This is a genomic window from Streptomyces sp. NPDC046909 (assembly GCF_040644695.1).
Taxonomy (GTDB): Bacteria; Actinomycetota; Actinomycetes; order Streptomycetales; family Streptomycetaceae; genus Streptomyces.
This window is the reverse complement of record NZ_JBEYXC010000009.1, coordinates 348,414-364,330: the sequence shown is the minus strand read 5'-3', so window position 1 is coordinate 364,330 and position 15,917 is coordinate 348,414. Positions and strand designations below refer to the sequence as shown.

Annotated in this window: 15 protein-coding genes and 1 riboswitch; of the genes, 11 read left to right on the top strand and 4 right to left on the bottom strand. The window is 73.2% G+C overall.

All coding sequences use genetic code 11. The features are described 5' to 3' along the window. Positions 1 to 62: 62 nt before the first annotated feature. Positions 63 to 470: a CoA-binding protein gene (locus tag ABZ928_RS29900; protein WP_361525533.1), complete on the bottom strand. Its 408-nt coding sequence runs from the start codon at positions 468 to 470 to the stop codon at positions 63 to 65. Positions 471 to 640: 170 nt separating this feature from the next. Next, positions 641 to 830: riboswitch (cobalamin riboswitch) on the top strand. A gap of 99 nt (positions 831 to 929) precedes the next feature. Between ABZ928_RS29900 and ABZ928_RS29895 the strand changes: the two genes are divergently transcribed. From ABZ928_RS29895 to ABZ928_RS29870, 6 genes are read left to right on the top strand one after another with little or no spacing between them, the layout of a single operon-like run. Then, positions 930 to 1,907 carry an ABC transporter substrate-binding protein gene (locus tag ABZ928_RS29895; RefSeq protein WP_361525865.1) on the top strand — a complete coding sequence of 326 codons (978 nt, stop codon included), beginning with the start codon at positions 930 to 932 and terminating at the stop codon, positions 1,905 to 1,907. Beyond that, on the top strand, positions 1,904 to 2,917 hold the full coding sequence (locus tag ABZ928_RS29890) for an iron chelate uptake ABC transporter family permease subunit (protein WP_361525530.1): 1,014 nt from the start codon (positions 1,904 to 1,906) through the stop codon (positions 2,915 to 2,917). The genes ABZ928_RS29895 and ABZ928_RS29890 overlap by 4 nt, the downstream gene beginning before the upstream one ends. After that, positions 2,914 to 3,723, top strand: coding sequence for an ABC transporter ATP-binding protein (locus ABZ928_RS29885; RefSeq protein WP_361525527.1), 810 nt, complete (start codon positions 2,914 to 2,916; stop codon positions 3,721 to 3,723). Before ABZ928_RS29890 ends, ABZ928_RS29885 begins: the two co-directional genes overlap by 4 nt. A gap of 55 nt (positions 3,724 to 3,778) precedes the next feature. Continuing rightward, positions 3,779 to 4,489: a hypothetical protein gene (locus ABZ928_RS29880; protein ID WP_361525524.1), complete on the top strand. Its 711-nt coding sequence runs from the start codon at positions 3,779 to 3,781 to the stop codon at positions 4,487 to 4,489. Then, positions 4,486 to 5,028, top strand: a complete 543-nt coding sequence (locus tag ABZ928_RS29875) for a histidine phosphatase family protein (RefSeq protein ID WP_361525521.1) — start codon at positions 4,486 to 4,488, stop codon at positions 5,026 to 5,028. Before ABZ928_RS29880 ends, ABZ928_RS29875 begins: the two co-directional genes overlap by 4 nt. A gap of 17 nt (positions 5,029 to 5,045) precedes the next feature. Continuing rightward, positions 5,046 to 5,672: a YigZ family protein gene (locus ABZ928_RS29870; protein WP_361525518.1), complete on the top strand. Its 627-nt coding sequence runs from the start codon at positions 5,046 to 5,048 to the stop codon at positions 5,670 to 5,672. Here ABZ928_RS29870 and ABZ928_RS29865 read toward each other — a convergent pair. Next, entirely contained in the window at positions 5,657 to 7,198 is a 1,542-nt protein-coding gene (locus tag ABZ928_RS29865) for a HAMP domain-containing sensor histidine kinase (RefSeq protein WP_361525515.1), read from the bottom strand. The genes ABZ928_RS29870 and ABZ928_RS29865 overlap by 16 nt on opposite strands. Before the next feature lie 243 nt (positions 7,199 to 7,441). Here ABZ928_RS29865 and ABZ928_RS29860 point away from each other — a divergent pair, with 243 nt between their 5' ends. Both ABZ928_RS29860 and ABZ928_RS29855 read left to right on the top strand, forming a co-directional pair. Then, the gene (locus ABZ928_RS29860) at positions 7,442 to 8,605 is read left to right on the top strand and encodes an exonuclease SbcCD subunit D (protein WP_361525513.1); all 1,164 of its coding nucleotides are present in this window, start codon (positions 7,442 to 7,444) and stop codon (positions 8,603 to 8,605) included. Continuing rightward, positions 8,602 to 11,595 (top strand): SMC family ATPase, encoded by a 2,994-nt coding sequence (locus ABZ928_RS29855; RefSeq protein WP_361525510.1) that lies wholly within the window; start codon positions 8,602 to 8,604, stop codon positions 11,593 to 11,595. The genes ABZ928_RS29860 and ABZ928_RS29855 overlap by 4 nt, the downstream gene beginning before the upstream one ends. Positions 11,596 to 11,634: 39 nt before the next feature. Here the strand turns inward: ABZ928_RS29855 and ABZ928_RS29850 are convergent, their stop codons facing one another. Continuing rightward, positions 11,635 to 12,081 carry an Lrp/AsnC family transcriptional regulator gene (locus tag ABZ928_RS29850; RefSeq protein WP_361525507.1) on the bottom strand — a complete coding sequence of 149 codons (447 nt, stop codon included), beginning with the start codon at positions 12,079 to 12,081 and terminating at the stop codon, positions 11,635 to 11,637. 94 nt (positions 12,082 to 12,175) lie between these two features. On the opposite strand from ABZ928_RS29850, the gene ABZ928_RS29845 reads away from it, so the two are divergent. From ABZ928_RS29845 to ABZ928_RS29835, 3 genes are all read left to right on the top strand, one after another. Then, the gene (locus ABZ928_RS29845; protein WP_361525505.1) at positions 12,176 to 12,661 is read left to right on the top strand and encodes a rhodanese-like domain-containing protein; all 486 of its coding nucleotides are present in this window, start codon (positions 12,176 to 12,178) and stop codon (positions 12,659 to 12,661) included. Between the two features lie 65 nt (positions 12,662 to 12,726). Further along, positions 12,727 to 13,245: an immunity 21 family protein gene (locus ABZ928_RS29840; protein WP_361525502.1), complete on the top strand. Its 519-nt coding sequence runs from the start codon at positions 12,727 to 12,729 to the stop codon at positions 13,243 to 13,245. Positions 13,246 to 13,363: 118 nt separating this feature from the next. Continuing rightward, on the top strand, positions 13,364 to 14,197 hold the full coding sequence (locus ABZ928_RS29835) for an SDR family oxidoreductase (protein WP_361525499.1): 834 nt from the start codon (positions 13,364 to 13,366) through the stop codon (positions 14,195 to 14,197). A gap of 28 nt (positions 14,198 to 14,225) precedes the next feature. Here the strand turns inward: ABZ928_RS29835 and ABZ928_RS29830 are convergent, their stop codons facing one another. Further along, complete coding sequence (locus tag ABZ928_RS29830) at positions 14,226 to 15,914, bottom strand: DUF885 domain-containing protein (RefSeq protein ID WP_361525496.1); 1,689 nt, start codon at positions 15,912 to 15,914, stop codon at positions 14,226 to 14,228. Positions 15,915 to 15,917: the final 3 nt, after the last annotated feature.

Sequence of the window (15,917 nt, the reverse complement as noted above, 5' to 3'; positions counted from 1 at the left end):
GAGGTTAGGCGAGGTTCCTGTGCGGGCGGTCAGCAGAGCCGGAGGGCAACCGAGCCGGAGGTTCAGCCGAGCCGGGGGATCTCGATCGCGGGGCAGAAGTCCATGACCATGTCGAGACCGGCCGCGCGGGTGCGGTCGTACGCCGCCTCGTCGATGACGCCCAGCTGGAACCAGACCGCCTTCGCGCCCTTGGCGACCGCCTCGTCGGCGACCGGACCGGCCAGGTCGCTGTTGACGAAGACGTCCACGACGTCCACGTCGAAGGGGATGTCCGCGAGGGAGGCGTAGCCCTGCTCGCCGTGCACCGTCTCCGCCTTCGGGTGCACGGGCACGATGCGCTTGCCATACCGCCGCAGGACGTCCGCGACGCCGTACGCCGCGCGCCGCTGGTTCGACGACAGGCCCACGATCGCCCAGGTGTCGCCGCTCTCGGTGAGGATCTTGCGGATCGTCGCTGGGTCGCCGTACACGCTCGGCCTCCTCGGGTCCGTGCAAAGGGTGTCGTGCTCGGCAACAGCGGGCGAGGGGCTGGGATTCCCGGTGTCGGCACCTCGACATCCAGGCCACGTCGCTCGACGACCTCAGTGGGAGGTCGGCTGGAATCCCCTGACGGGCTGTTCGAGGTGGGCGCGTGCCGTCGTGATAGCTTGCCGGGGCCAGTCGAACCCATGGACGTGGGTCAGGGAATCCGGTGGGAATCCGGAGCTGACGCGCAGCGGTGAGGGTGACGGGCGGGGCATCGGCCACTGGATCGCCGTACGGCGTCCGGGAAGGCGCTCCGATCCGGTGGAACCCGAGTCCGAAGACCTGCTGGCGGCCCCCGCGGCCGACCCGCGGCGGGGGAGCACCGTACGACCGGGCTCCGCGTTCGAGCCCTCGACGACTGAGGACCGACTCCCGTGCCCCACGCGCGTTCCGCCGCCCTGCTCATGGCGGGAACCCTGCTGCTGACCGCCTGCTCCGACACCGCCCCGACCGATGCCAAGGCCGCCGTCACCCTGGACAACTGCGGCCGCACCGTCCGCGTCGACTCCCCACCGAAGCGGGCCGTCTCGCTCAACCAGGGCACCACCGAGATCATGCTCTCCCTCGGCCTCGCCGACCGCATGGCGGGTACGGCGACCTGGACCGACCCCGTGATGAAGGGGCTGGAGAAGGCGAACGCGAAGGTACCGCGGATCGCCGACAACGCCCCCTCCTACGAGCGGGTCCTGGAGGCCGAACCCGACTTCGTCGCCGCCTCGTTCGTCTCCACCCTGGGCAAGGGTGGTGTGGCCACCCGGGAGCAGTTCGAGAAGCTCGGTGTGCCTACATATGTCTCTCCGTCCGACTGTGCCGGCAAGGACAACTCCGGGGACGGCGACGGGTCGCGGAGCGAGGCGCTCGGTATCGACGCCGTCTACGGCGAAGTCCGGGACCTGGCCGAGGTGTTCGGGGTGGAGGAGCGGGGCGAGAAGCTGGTCGCCTCGCTCAAACGGCGCATGGCGAAGGCCACTTCGGGTCTCGACGCCTCCGACGTCACCCTCCTGTACTGGTTCGCCAACTCCGACTCGCCCTACATGGCGGGCTGTTGCGGAGCGCCCGGCATCATCACCCGGGCCCTCGGCGCGCAGAACGTCTTCGACGACACGCACGAGGAGTGGCCGCAGATCAACTGGGAGACCGTCGCCGACCGCGACCCCGACGTCCTCGTCATCGGCGACCTGACCCGCAAGTCCCAGACCGCCGAGTCCGCCGCCAAGAAGATCGCCTTCCTGGAGTCCGACCCGGTCACCAGGAACATGGACGCCGTCAGGCACAAGCGGTACGTGCTGCTCAGCGGGCAGGCCATGAACCCGACCATCCGCACGGTCGAGGGAGTCGAACAAGTCGCGGCGGGGATCCGCGCGTTCGGGCTCGCGAAGTGACCACCAGGCCGGTGGTGCTGGGCGCGACCGGGGTCCTCCTGCTGGTCGCGTCCCTCGCCTTGGCCATCACCATCGGCCCCGCCGACATCGGGGTCGAGGACGTGTGGTCCACCGTCGTCGCCCATCTCGGCGTCGGCACCTCCGAGTTGACGCCGATCAGGGACGGCATCGTGTGGCAGCTCCGGCTGCCGCGCACCCTCCTCGCGGCGGTGTGCGGCGCCGGACTCGCCGTGTGCGGTGCGGTGATGCAGTCGCTGCTGCGCAACCCGCTCGCCGACCCGTTCGTCCTCGGCGTGTCCTCGGGCGCCTCGACCGGCGCCGTCGCGGTCGTCGTCCTCGGTGTCGGGGCGGGTGCGGTGTCCGTGCCGGCCGGAGCCTTCGTGGGCGCCCTGGTCTCCTTCGCGCTGGTGCTGCTCCTCAGCCACACCCTCGGCGGCAGCACCGACCGGGTCGTCCTCGCGGGCGTCGCCGCCATGCAGCTCTTCTCCGCGCTGACCTCCTTCGTCGTGCTCACCGCCGCCGACGCCGAGACCACCCGCGGCGTCCTCTTCTGGCTCCTCGGCTCCCTGAGCGGGGCGGGCTGGACGGATGTATGGGTGTGCGCGGCCGTCCTCGCCGTCGCGCTGGTCGTGTGCCTGTCGTACGCCCGTACCCTCGACGCCTTCGCCTTCGGGCAGGACGCGGCGGCCGCCCTCGGGGTGTCCGTCGCGCGCACCCGGCTGGTCCTCCTCTGTGTCACGGCACTGCTCACCGCCGTACTGGTCAGCTCCGCCGGTGCGATCGGCTTCGTCGGCCTGGTCCTGCCGCACGCCGTCCGCGCCCTGGCCGGTCCGGGGCATGCCCGGCTGCTGCCGCTGTCCGCGCTGGCCGGGGCGGTGTTCCTGGTGTGGGTGGACACGCTGGCCCGCACGGCCCTCGACCCGCAGGAGGTGCCGGTGGGCGTGGTGACCTCGCTGATCGGGGTGCCGGCGTTCGTGGCGGTGCTGTACCGGACGAGGAGGGTCCGATGAGCCTGCGCGCCGACCGCGTCGGCCGTACGACCGACGGGCACCTCATCCTCGACGGGGTCTCCCTCGCCCCCGAACCCGGCTCCGTCGTGGGCCTGTTGGGACCCAACGGCTCCGGGAAGTCGACTCTGCTGCGGCTGCTCGCCGGGCTGCTCCCGCCGACGGCGGGCGTCGTCACACTCGACGGCGCGCCCCTGTCCGGCCTGCCCCGGCGCGAGGTCGCCCGGCGGCTCGCAGTGGTCGAGCAACAGGCCGACACCCAGGTCGAGTTGACGGTCCTGGACGTCGTACGGCTGGGCCGTGTCCCGCACCGCCGCGCCTGGACGCCCGCGACCGGCGGGGACGAGAAGGCCGTACGCGCCGCCCTGGAACGCACCGGCCTCACCGACCGCGTCCACCAGCCCTGGCACACCCTCTCCGGAGGCGAGCGCCAACGCGTGCAGATCGCCCGCGCCCTCGCCCAGGAGCCCCGCGAACTCCTCCTCGACGAACCCACCAACCACCTCGACATCCATCACCAGTTGGACCTGCTGGACCTCGTCGCCGGCCTCCCCGTCACCACCGTCGTCGCCCTGCACGACCTCAACCTCGCCGCGATGTACTGCGACCAGGTCGTCGTCCTGCACACCGGCCGCGTCCACGCCCGCGGAACCCCCGGGGACGTCCTGACGGAGGAGCTCATCGCCGAGGTGTACGGCGTACGGGCGGCCGTCAGCAGGGAGGGGGCGGACGGGCGGCCGCATGTGCGCTTCCGGGGGACGTTGCTCCGGAATCCGGTACAAGTGCCGCACGGAACCACGCCCCCGTGACCGGAATCGCCACCACCTGACTGCGCCGGACCCCGGCCCGCCTTACGCTCACCTCGTGCTGCGCATCATCGACTCCCGAACCGGCGAACCCGTCGACGCCACCCCCGCCCGCCGGGGCCTGACCCGTGTCGAGGCGCAGGTGGCGGGGTACGACGCCACCGCCCTGCGGGTCCTGCTCGTCACCGACGTCCTCGTCCGCGCCCTGGAACTCGGCGGCACCCCGGTCTGGTCGGTGCTGACGGCGGAACGCGACCACTCGGAGCTGCGCGCGGGCGCCGCCGCCCTCGGCATCCGGCCCTTCGAGGACAGCCGGGACGTCGGGACGGGGATGGGAGAGGCACAGGTCATCCATGTCGTGCGGGAGGGAGGGGCGATGACGGCAGGGCCCTGCGTGGCGGTCGAGCCGGTCACGGGCAGCGCGGAGGGCGCCGACCCCGCCGTGCTCCGGCTGGCGCTGACGTCTCGCCGCCGCGGCCTCCCCGTGCACCTCGACGAGGCCGCCCTGAACGACGCCCACGACACCCTCGTACGCTGGCGCCGCGCCGTCGCCGTATGGGCGCGCGAGCCGTCCCGGCCGGTCCCCGAGGAGGTGCGCGGAGAGCTGCGGGCCGCCTGGGAGGACGACCTGGACGTCCCCGGCGTCCTGCGGGTCCTGCGCCGGGTCGAGACCTCCGACCTGCCGGCGGGCGCCCGCTTCGAGACGTACGCCTACGCGGACCGGCTCCTCGGCCTGGAGCTGGCCCGCGACCTCGGAGCGTTCGCGTGATCGCGCGCGCCGGGGCGGGCCCGCTGCGCCGCCTGGTCGTGCTGCGGCACGCCAAGTCCGCCTGGCCGGAGGGCGTACCCGACCACAGGCGCCCGCTCGCCCCGCGCGGCCGCCGCGACGCGCCCGCGGCGGGCCGTGCGCTCGCCGAGGCCGACTGCCTGCCCGACCTCGCGCTGTGCTCCACCGCCCTCCGCGCCCGCCAGACCTGGGACCTCGCCTCCGCCGAGTGGGGCACCCCGCCGCCCGTCCACTACGAGGGCCACCTGTACGGCGCCGACGTCCCCGAACTGCTGGAGATCCTGCACGAGGTGCCCGCCGAGGTCGAGACGCTGCTGCTGGTCGGCCACAACCCGGGCCTGGAGGAACTCGTCCTCGACCTGGCCGGTGACGGTCTCGACGACACCCTTGAGCAGGTCCGCGGGAAGTTCCCGACCTCGGCCATCGCCGTACTGGCCTGGCGCGGCACGGCGTGGGAGGCACTGACTTCGGGGACGGCGCTGCTCACGGCCGTCATCGTGCCGCGGGGGAAGAAGCAGTGACCGCCTAGGCTGGCCGGATGCAGGACGAGTACCGCACCGTCGCCCACGCCGGCGTGCACGAGACCGAGGTCAACCGCTCCCGTTTCCTCTGCGCGCTGGCACCCGCGGCCACCGAACAGGAGGCCCAGGACTTCATCGCCGGCATCCGCAAGGAGCACGCCGACGCCACCCACAACTGCTTCGCGTACGTCATCGGCGCCGACGCCGCGATCCAGAAGGCGAGCGACGACGGCGAACCGGGCGGCACCGCGGGCGTCCCCATGCTCCAGATGCTGCTGCGCCGCGACATGCGGTACGTCGTCGCCGTCGTCACCCGCTACTACGGCGGGGTCAAACTCGGCGCCGGCGGTCTCATCCGCGCCTACGGCGGAGCGGTCGGCGAAGCTCTGGACGCCCTCGGCACCCTCACCCGCCGCCGGTTCCGGCTCGCCACGGTGACCGTCGACCACCAGCGCGCGGGCAAGGTGGAGAACGACCTCCGCTCGACCGGCCGCGAGGTGCGCGATGTCCGCTACGGCGAGGCCGTCACGATCGAGATCGGCCTCCCGGACACCGACGTACCGGCGTTCGAGGCCTGGCTCGCGGACGTGACCGCCGGGTCGGCGGGGTTCGAGCTGGGGGGAGAGGCCTACGGCGACGCGTGACCGCGTTTTCGTAGTGCCTCCGTGGGGGTTCCGCCCCCGCTGGTCGGCAGCGTGACCGAGAACTCCGTGCACCCCGGGCGGCTCTCCACGTCGATACGGCCCCCGTGCGCCTCGGTGATCGCCGCGGCGATGGCGAGGCCCAGGCCCGCGCCGCCGCCCGTTCCGCCGACCGCGCGGGAGCGGGACGCGTCGGCGCGGGTGAAGCGTTCGAAGACTGAGGTCAGGAGGTCGGGCGGGATGCCGGGGCCGTCGTCGCGGACCCGGATGACGCAGTGGGCGTCCGTGGTCTCCACGATCACGGAGATCTTCGTGCCCTTCGGCGTGTGCGCGCGGGCGTTGGCGAGCAGGTTCGCCACCACCTGGTGGAGCCGGGACGCGTCGCCGACGACCGAGGAGGGCACGCCGAGCCGGAGCGCGAGCCGCCAGTCGTGGTCGCCGCCCGAGGCCTGCGCGTCCCACACGGCCTCCGCGACCAGGGTCGCCACATTCACCTCGGCCGACTCCAGCGGCCGCCCCTCGTCGAGCCGGGCGAGCAGCAGCAGATCCTCCACAAGCCCGGTCATCCGCGCCGACTGGGCGGAGACCCGGCGCCAGGCCAGCTCCGGTGCGATCGTGCGGGACCCGCGGTCCATGAGCTCGGCGTATCCGGCGATCGAGGCGAGCGGGGTGCGCAGTTCATGGCTGGCGTCGGCGAGGAAGCGACGCATCCGGTCCTCGGTCTGCTGACGTTCCCCGAGCGAGGACTCGACGTGGTCGATGAGGTGATTGAGCGCGATACCGACCTGCCCCACCTCGGTGCCCGGATCGGTGTCGGCAGGCGGGACACGGGTGAGCCCGGTGACCTCGCCCCGGTTCAACGGCGTGCGCGAGACATCGGCGGCGGTGGCGGCGACCCGCCCGAGCGGGCGCAGCCGACGCCGTACGACGATGGCGGAGACGCAGGCCGCAGCGGTGAGCCCCACCCCGGCGATCACGACCTCGGCCACGACGAGCCCGTTCATCATGCGCTGGACGTTGCCCATGGGCAGCCCGGCCAGTACGGGGATCCCGTCGCCGCCGATCGCGGTCAGCCGGTAGGTGCCCAGGCCGGGGATCGTGCGGGTGTGCAGCGATCCGTCCGCGCTGATCCCGTCGAGGGCGGCGCGCTGGGCGGCGCTCAGTACGGTCTGCCGCCCGTTCTGGCTCACCACCTCGGCGGCCAGCACCTCACCGTCGTCGTCGAAGCGCGCGGCGAGGGTTCCGGCGGGCTGTCCGCGCTCGCTGAGGAAACCGAGATCGCTCGCGTCCCCGGTCCGGCGCTGCAACCCGCCCTGGCTGCGCTCGGCGGCGTCGGTGACCCGCTGGTCCAAGTCGCCCAGCAGATAGACCCGTTGGACGTACACCGTGGTGAGCGCCATCGCCGCGCACACGACGACCAGCGTCACGGAGAAGAACAGCACCAGGCGCGCCCGCAGCGTGCGCCCCTTCCCGGCCCTCCTCAGCCGCGGCGTGCGCCGCTTCTCGTTCTTCGCGAGGGTGCCGGTCATCCCTGGATGATGCCCCGGGCGGCTGTGGGTCCGCTGTGCGGGCAAGGGTGGCGAATCGCCGCGACTCGGACATTCCCTGCGGTGGGTGAGTTCGATGGGTGGGTGACAAGTCGAGGTCTGTGATGGTTCAGGTGCCGACAGGCGTTAGCGTGGTGGCTGCTGACCGCGAGCCGCGCAGGTCGGTGTTGGTGCTGAAGGCGGAGTAAGCGGAGTAAGGGGACACGTGCAGGTCGGAGCGGTTTCTTGAGATTGCTGCACACTTCCGACTGGCATCTCGGCCGGGCGTTCCACCGGGTCAACATGCTCGGCGCGCAGGCCGAGTTCATCGGGCACGTCGTGACGACCGTGCGGGAGCGCGCTGTGGACGCCGTGGTCGTGGCGGGGGACGTGTACGACCGCGCGGTGCCGCCGCTCGCCGCGGTCGAGCTGTTCGACGACGCCCTGCACCGCCTCGCCGACCTCGGTGTGCCGACGGTGATGATCTCCGGCAACCACGACTCCGCCCGGCGCTTGGGCGTGGGCGCCGGGCTCATCGACCGCGCCGGCATCCATCTGCGGACCGAACCCGCGGCGTGCGGGACGCCGGTGGTGCTCCCGGACTCCCACGGCGACGTGGCCTTCTACGGGCTTCCCTACCTCGAACCCGCCCTGGTGAAGGACGAGTTCGGGGTGGAGAAGGCCGGCCACGAGGCCGTGCTCGCCGCCGCCATGGACCGCGTCCGCGCCGACCTCGCCACCCGCGCGCCCGGCACCCGGTCCGTCGTCCTCGCGCACGCCTTCGTCACCGGCGGCGAGGCCAGCGACAGCGAGCGGGACATCACGGTCGGCGGCGTGGCCGCGGTGCCCGCCGGAGTCTTCGACGGCGTCGACTACGCCGCGCTCGGCCACCTCCACGGCTGCCAGACCATCACCGAGCGCGTCCGCTACTCCGGCTCGCCGCTGCCGTACTCCTTCTCCGAGGCCGACCACCGCAAGAGCATGTGGTTGATCGACCTCGACGCCGAGGGCGCGGTGACCGCCGAGCGCGTCGACTGCCCCGTGCCGCGCGCCCTGGCCCGCATCCGGGGCACGCTGGAGGACCTGCTCGCCGACCCGGAGCTCACCCGGCACGAGGACGCGTGGATCGAGGCGACCCTCACCGACGCCGTCCGCCCCGCCGACCCCATGGCCCGCCTCACCGAGCGCTTCCCGCACACCCTCAGCCTCGCCTTCGACCCCGAACGCGCGCCGGACGACCCCGACGTGTCCTACGCCCAGCGGCTCGCCGACCGCACCGACCAGGAGATCGCCGAGGACTTCGTGACCCATGTGCGGGGGGCGGGGCCGGACGCAGACGAACAGGGCGTGCTGCGGGACGCGTTCGACGCGGTGCGGGCGGACGAGGCGGCGCGGGAGGTGGCGCGGTGAGGCTGCACCGACTGGACATCACCGCCTTCGGGCCCTTCGGCGGCTCCCAGACCGTCGACTTCGACGAGCTGTCCGCCGCCGGGCTGTTCCTGCTGCACGGACCCACTGGCGCGGGCAAGACCTCCGTCCTCGACGCCGTCTGCTACGCCCTCTACGGATCCGTACCGGGCGCCCGCCAGTCCGGCCAGGGCATGACCCTGCGCAGCGACCACGCCGCCGCGGCCACGCGGACCGAGGTCCGGCTCGAACTGACCGTCGCCGGACGCCGGTTGGAGATCACCCGCCAGCCGCCCTGGGAGCGCCCCAAGAAGCGCGGCTCGGGCAGCACCCTCGACAAGGCCCAGAGCTGGCTGCGCGAGTACGACGCCCAGGCCGGCACCTGGAAGGACCTCAGCCGCTCCCACCAGGAGATCGGCGAGGAGATCACCCAGCTGCTCGGCATGAGCCGCGAACAGTTCTGCCAGGTCGTCCTGTTGCCGCAGGGCGACTTCGCCCGCTTCCTGCGCGCCGACGCCGAGGCGCGCGGGCGGCTGCTCGGCCGGCTCTTCGACACCCACCGCTTCGCCGAGGTCGAGAAGCGGCTCGCCGACCGCCGCCGGGTCACCGAGGCGCGGGTGCGCGAGGGCGACACCGAACTCCTCGCCGACGCCCACCGGATGCAGCAGGCGGCCGGCGACGCCATGGAACTCCCGGACGCCGCACCGGGCGAGCCCGGTCTCGCCGACGCCGTGATGGCCGCGGCCGCCGTCGCCCGCAGCACCGCCCGTGAGCAGCTCACGATCGGCCACAGCCGCCTCACCGCGGCCGAGTCCGCGCAGGCCGGTGCCGAGCGGGTGCTGGCCGACGTACGCGAACTGGCCCGGCTGCAACTGCGGTTCACCCAGGCGCGGGACCGGGCCGCGCTCATGGAGGAGCGCTCCGACGGCTACCGGCAGGCGCGGGCGCGCATGGAACGGGCCCGCAAGGCCGAGGCCGTCGCGCCCGCGCTGGACCTGCGGGAGTCCGCCGACGCCGAGCACGGCAGGGCGGCCGCCGCGCAGGCGCACGCGCGTGCCCTGCTGCCGGACGCCTTCGCGGACGCCGGAGCGGCCGGGCTCGCGGCCGCCGCGCGCCGGGCCGCCGAGGAGCTGGGCGGCCTGGAGTCGGCGCGGCGGGGCGAGCAGCGGCTGGCCGAACTCGTCGCGGAGCGGGCCGGGTTGGACCGCCAGGAGCGCGCCGACGAGGACGTTCTCCAGGAGGCTGACCTCTGGCTCGCCGGGTGGGAGGCGACCCGTGCCGGACTCCAGGCCCGGATCGACACCGCCCAGGAGGCCGCGACCCGGGCCGAACAGCTCGGCGTCCAGCGGGAGCCCGCGCGGAAACGCCTCAACGCCGCCCGGATGCGGGACCAGTTGGCCGGTGACACGGACACTGCCGCCGAGCAGGTACGGCTCGCGCAGGAGCAGGCGCTGGGTGCCAAGGCGCACTGGCTCGACGTCAAGGAGCAGCGCCTCAACGGCATCGCCGCCGAACTCGCCGCCCAGCTGACCGACGGCCACCCCTGTGCCGTCTGCGGCGCCACCGACCACCCCGCGCCCGCGCGCAAGGACGCCGGGCACATCGACCGGGACGCCGAGGACCAGGCGCTGGCCGCCTACCAGCAGGCGGAGGAACGGCACGCCGAGCAGGAGCGGCGCCTGGGCGTCGTACGAGAAGCGCTGGCCGCCGCGACGGCGGAGGCGGGAGACACGCCTACGCGTCAACTCGCTGAGGAAGTCCAGGAGTTGGAGCGGCTGTACGCTCAGGCGCACCGGGACGCCTCCGATCTGCATCCCGCCCGCGAGGAACTCCGCCGCGCGCAGGCCGAGCACGAGCAGCGGACCGCCGCCCGGCAGCAGGCCGCCGTCCGGGCCGCGTCCCGGGTCGGGCACCGTGAGCGGCTCGATCAGGAACGGGCCCTGCTGGAGGCGGAGTTGGCGCAGGCGCGTGGACCAGCCGACAGTGTGGCCGCCCGCGCCGCCCAGCTGGAGCGGCAGGCCGCGCTGCTCACCGACGCCGCCGATGCCGCCCGTGCCGCCGAGGACACCGCCCAGCGGCTCAAGGACGCCGACGCCCGGCTCGCCGACGCCGCGTTCCGGGCCGGATTCGAGACGCCGCAGGCCGCGGCCGCCGCGATCCTCGACGACGCCGCCCACCGCGATCTCCAACGGCGGCTCGACGCCTGGCAGTCGGAGGAGGCCGCCGTACGGGCCGTGCTCGCCGAGCCGGAGACCGTGGCCGCCGCCGAGCAGCCGCCCGCCGACCTCGCCGGCGCCGAACGGGGCGCCGCCCTCGCGGTCCAGCGGGTCCGCGACGCCGCCTCCGCGCGCGACGCCGCCGCCCGGCGCTGCGCCGACCTCGACCGGCTGTCCACGCGCGCCGCCGTCTCCGTACGACGGCTCGCCCCGCTGCGCGAGGAGTACGACCGGGTGGCCCGCCTCGCCTCGCTCACCGCGGGTACCTCGGCGGACAACGAGCGCAAGATGCGCCTGGAGTCGTACGTCCTGGCGGCCCGGCTCGAACAGGTCGCCGCGGCGGCGACCGTACGGCTGCTGCGGATGTCGTCGGGGCGCTACACCCTCGTGCACTCCGACGACCGGGCCGGACGCGGCCGCAGCGGGCTCGGGCTGCATGTCGTCGACGCGTGGACGGGACGGGAGCGGGACACGGCGACGCTGTCCGGCGGCGAGACGTTCTTCGCCTCGCTCGCCCTCGCCCTCGGGCTCGCCGACGTCGTCACCGACGAGGCCGGCGGGGTGCGCCTGGACACCCTCTTCATCGACGAGGGGTTCGGCAGCCTCGACGACCAGAGCCTCGACGAGGTCCTCGACGTCCTGGACTCACTGCGCGAACGCGACCGCAGCGTCGGCATCGTGAGCCATGTCGCCGACCTGCGGCGGCGGATCCACGCCCAGCTGGAAGTGGTGAAGGGGCGGGCGGGGTCGGCGCTGCGGCAGCGCGGGAGTGGATGAGGATCGGGCGGTTGCTCGGTTGCTCGGTTGCTTTGTCGCTCAGTGGCCCAGTGGGCGGCGGGGGAGCGGTGAGGAGTACACGACGCTCGTGGTCACCGACCCCAGGCCGCTGATCTTGCCCGACACCTCCTCCAGGTGCCGCATCGTGCGGGCGGCGACCTTGATCACGAAGCAGTCGTCGCCCGTGACGTGGTGCGCCTCCAGGATCTCCGGCGTCACCTCGACGAGATCGTGGAACGGCTTGTAGTTGCCGTTCGGGTACCGCAGCCGCACGAACGCCAGGATGGGCAGGCCCAGTCGCTCGGGGTCCACGACGGCCGCGTACCCCGTGATGACGCCCGCCTCCTCCAGCCGCCGCACCCGTTCGGTGACGGCGCTCGGTGACATCGACACGGCACGTGCGAGCTCGGCGAAACTGGCCCGGCCCTCCCGCTGGAGGACTTCGAGGATGTGCCAGTCGGTGGCGTCCGGGGAATACGCGGTCATGTCCGAGGAATAGCAGGGGAAACACCGGCGGATCAAGCCCCACTCCGTGGAATGCCCCTTCACGTCGATGATCGTCGGCCGTAGATTTCTGGCCATGACGACTACTGACCTCCGCACCGTGAACCCCGTCCTGCGCGTCGCCCCCGCGGCCCCGGCCGAGGCCGCGGCCTACTTCCGGGCGAGCCTCGTCTTCCACGCCGACGTCAGTGATGTCCACGCCGGCCTCGCCGCCGACGGCGACCCCGGCTTCGTCGTCCTCGACTCCCGTTCCACCGAGGCCTGGGACCAGGGCCACATCCCGGGCGCGGTCCACCTGCCGACGGCGCTCATCCCCGAGCAGGCCGAGCAGCTCCTCGACAAGAACGTGCCGGTCGTGACGTACTGCTGGGGCCCCGCCTGCAACGGCGCCACCCGCTCCGCGCTCGCCCTCGCCGAACTCGGCTACCAGGTCAAGGAGATGCTGGGCGGCTTCGAGTACTGGGTGCGCGAGGGCTTCGAGTTCGAGACCTGGGAGGGCAGGGAACGCCGGGACGCCGACCCGCTGACGGCGCCGGTGGGGGCGGAGAACTGCGGCTGCTGAACCGGCCATTCCGGTCTTTGGGATCCGCCGACGCGTGCTGTCATGCACGCGGTAGATTCCGCGCCATGGTGCGATACGCGGAGCCGGGCGCGGCGGAGTGGGTGGAATCGGGCGGCGGGCCGCTGATCGCGGTTCCGGAGACCGTGCTGCCGTTCTGGGCCGGGGCCGACGGCGACGAGATGGCCTCGGACTACGACCGGGCCTGCGAGGTGGACGGATACGTCGGGCTGCTGCCCGTCGGGGACAGCGCGGCACTCGTGCTCGGCGACGAACCCGCCTCCACCACCTATCTGCCGGACCACGGCATCTTCGTACGGTGGTCCGCGGGGGAGTCCGAGGAGCAGCTGCTCGCCGAGGTGCCGGCCGCGCTCGACACCGCGGTGTGGGGGCCGGAGGTGGCCTGGAACGTGCCCGGACCCGTGCTGCTGTTCGACGCCGCGTGGCCCGGCAACGACTCCCTGCGGACCGATCACGTATGGATCGCGCTGGATCCCGGCCGGTACGCGGTGCGCGCGGCGCATGTGCGGCCGGGGCCGGAGACGTGGCTGGGGCTCGTACAGCTGCGGCCGTTGGCACACGGATAGCCGCACGGTCGATCAGGGGCGCGGTCGGTCAGGTGCACTGTCGGTCGGGCGCACTGTCGGTCGGGCGCGTTGTTTAATCACGTGCGCCGCATCGGCACCGTCACCATCATGGTCGTCCATGCCCCGACTTCCGCACCCCGCCCCCGAAGACCTCCGCCGTGACCCGCTGCCCCTGCGCGGGCGGACCGCCCTGGTCACCGGCGCCAGCAGACGCGGCGGGATCGGGCACGCGGTGGCCCGGCGGCTGGCCGCGTACGGGGCGAGTGTCTATCTGCACCACCATGTGCCGCACGACGCCGCGCAGCCCTGGGGCGCCGACCGTCCCGAGGAGGTGGTGGCCTCCGCGAGCGCGGCGATCGGTGACCCCGAGGCGCGGGTCCTCGCCGGGCCCGGCGACCTGTCCGACCCGGCCGCGCCCGCGCGGCTCATCGACACCGCCGCCTCCGCGCTCGGCGGCCGCCTCGACATCCTCGTCGCCAACCACGCCCTCAGCGGAAGCGACGGCACCCTCGACGAGATTGACGCGGCGATGCTCGACGCGCACTGGGCGGTCGACACCCGCTCGGTGCTGCTGCTCGTGCAGGCCTACGCCCGGCACCGGTCGGGCACTCCCGGCGGCCGGGTCGTGATGATGACGTCCGGTCAGGACATCGCGGGCGGCATGCCCGGCGAGATCGCCTACGCCCTCCAGAAGGGCGCCCTCGCCTCCATCACCCGCTCCCTGTCGACGACGCTTGCTGAGCAGTCGATGACCGTGAACACCGTCAACCCGGGTCCCGTGGACACGGATTACCTGACCGGCGAGGTGTACGACGCCGTAGCGGCCCGCTTCCCGGCGGGGCGCTGGGGGATGCCGGACGACCCGGCCCGCCTCATCGCGTGGCTGGCGACGGACGAGGCGGGCTGGGTCACCGGGCAGGTGATCGACTCGGAGGGCGGGTTCCGGCGCTGAACCGGAGCCCCCTGCGGGCGGGCGCCGGTCAGAGCGCGGAGAGCTCGTCCACCAGGTCGTCCAGGCCCAGCGAACCCTGCGAGAGGGCCGCCATGTGCCAGGCCTTGAGGTCGAAGGCGTCGCCGTGCCGCTTCTTCGCGTTCTCCCGGCCCAGCAGCCAGGCGCGTTCGCCCAGCTTGTAGCCGATGGCCTGCCCCGGGATCGTCAGATAGCGGGTCAGCTCGCTCTCCACGAAGTCCGCCGGACGGCTGCTGTGCGCGCCGAAGAACTCCTGCGCCAGCTCCGGCGTCCAGCGCTCACCCGGGTGGAACGGCGAGTCCGCCGGGATCTCCAGCTCCAGGTGCATGCCGATGTCGACGATGACCCGCGCCGCGCGCATCATCTGCGCGTCGAGATAGCCGATCCGCTGCTCCGCGTCCGTGAGGAAGCCGAGCTCGTCCATCAGCCGCTCCGCGTACAGCGCCCAGCCCTCGGCGTTGGCGCTGACGATGCCGACGGTGGCCTGGTAGCGGGACAGGCTGTCGGCGATGTGCACCCACTGCGCGAGCTGGAGGTGATGACCGGGGACGCCCTCGTGGTACCAGGTCGAGACCAGGTCGTACGCCGGGAAACGGGTCTGGCCCATCGTCGGCAGCCAGGTGCGGCCCGGGCGGGAGAAGTCCTCCGACGGGGGCGTGTAGTACGGGGCCGCGGCGCCGCCGGGCGGGGCGATGCAGGACTCCACCTTCCGTACCCGCTCGGCGAGTTCGAAGTGCGTGCCGTCCAGGGACTCGATCGCCTGGGTCATCAGACCCTGGAGCCACTCCCGGACCTCGTCGACGCCCTCGATGTGCGTGCCGTGCTCGTCGAGGTGCGCGAGCGCCACCCACGGCGTGGCGGCGCCGGGGAGGATCTTCTCGGCCTCCTTCTTCATCTCGGCGAGCAGCCGGTGGTACTCGGACCAGCCGTACGCGTACGCCTCGTCCAGGTCGAGGTCGGTGCCGTTGAAGTAGCGCGACCAGCGGGCGTAGCGCTCCCGGCCCACCACGTTCGACGCGCCCTCGATCGTCGGCGCGTACACGTCCCGCATCCAGTCCCGCAGCTCGACGACGGCTGCGGTCGCGGCGCGCGCGGCCTCGTCCAGCTCGGCGCGCAGAGCCTCGGGACCCTCCGCCGCGAAGTCCTCGAACCAGCCGCGCCCCTCACCCGTGTCCGCCCACTCGGTGAGCTGCTCGACGAACGTGGCGGTCGGGCGCGGCGCCGCGTACAGCTTGCGCTCCAGTCCGAGCGCGAGGGACTCCCGGTACCCGGCGTACGCGGCCGGTACGGCGCGCAGCCGCTCGGCGATCGCCGTCCAGTCCTCCTCGGTCTGGTTCGGCGTCACGGTGAACACCTCACGCACCCCGTGCGCGGCCGTCGCCATGTTGCCGACCGAGCGCAGCCCCTCGTCGGCCTCGTGCACGGCGAGCTCGGCGGTGAGCCGCTCGCGCAGCAGCCGGGCGCAGCGCCGCTCGATGTCACTGTCCGCACCGGGCTGCCGCTCGGCCTCGTCGAGCGCGACGAGAGTCCTGCGCGAAAGCTCCGCGAGCGCCTCCTGGCCCGCCGGTGAGGTGTCGGGCAGCCTGCTCGAACTCTCCTTCACGCCGAGGTAGGTACCGGTGATCGGATCGAGGGCGATGAGGCCGTCGACATAGGCGTCGGCGACCTCACGGGGCAGCGGGCTCTTCGTCTGTGACATGCG

Bases quoted from the DNA above. Each gene is read 5' to 3' on its own strand.
- ABZ928_RS29870 (WP_361525518.1), top strand. From the start codon at position 5,046: ATGCAGGACGAGTACCGCACCGTCGCCCACGCCGGCGTGCACGAGACC.
- ABZ928_RS29885 (WP_361525527.1), top strand. From the start codon at position 2,914: ATGAGCCTGCGCGCCGACCGCGTCGGCCGTACGACCGACGGGCACCTC.
- ABZ928_RS29865 (WP_361525515.1), bottom strand. From the start codon at position 7,198: ATGACCGGCACCCTCGCGAAGAACGAGAAGCGGCGCACGCCGCGGCTG.
- ABZ928_RS29850 (WP_361525507.1), bottom strand. From the start codon at position 12,081: ATGACCGCGTATTCCCCGGACGCCACCGACTGGCACATCCTCGAAGTC.
- ABZ928_RS29840 (WP_361525502.1), top strand. From the start codon at position 12,727: ATGGTGCGATACGCGGAGCCGGGCGCGGCGGAGTGGGTGGAATCGGGC.
- ABZ928_RS29895 (WP_361525865.1), top strand. From the start codon at position 930: ATGGCGGGAACCCTGCTGCTGACCGCCTGCTCCGACACCGCCCCGACC.
- ABZ928_RS29830 (WP_361525496.1), bottom strand. From the start codon at position 15,914: ATGTCACAGACGAAGAGCCCGCTGCCCCGTGAGGTCGCCGACGCCTAT.
- ABZ928_RS29835 (WP_361525499.1), top strand. From the start codon at position 13,364: ATGCCCCGACTTCCGCACCCCGCCCCCGAAGACCTCCGCCGTGACCCG.
- ABZ928_RS29845 (WP_361525505.1), top strand. From the start codon at position 12,176: ATGACGACTACTGACCTCCGCACCGTGAACCCCGTCCTGCGCGTCGCC.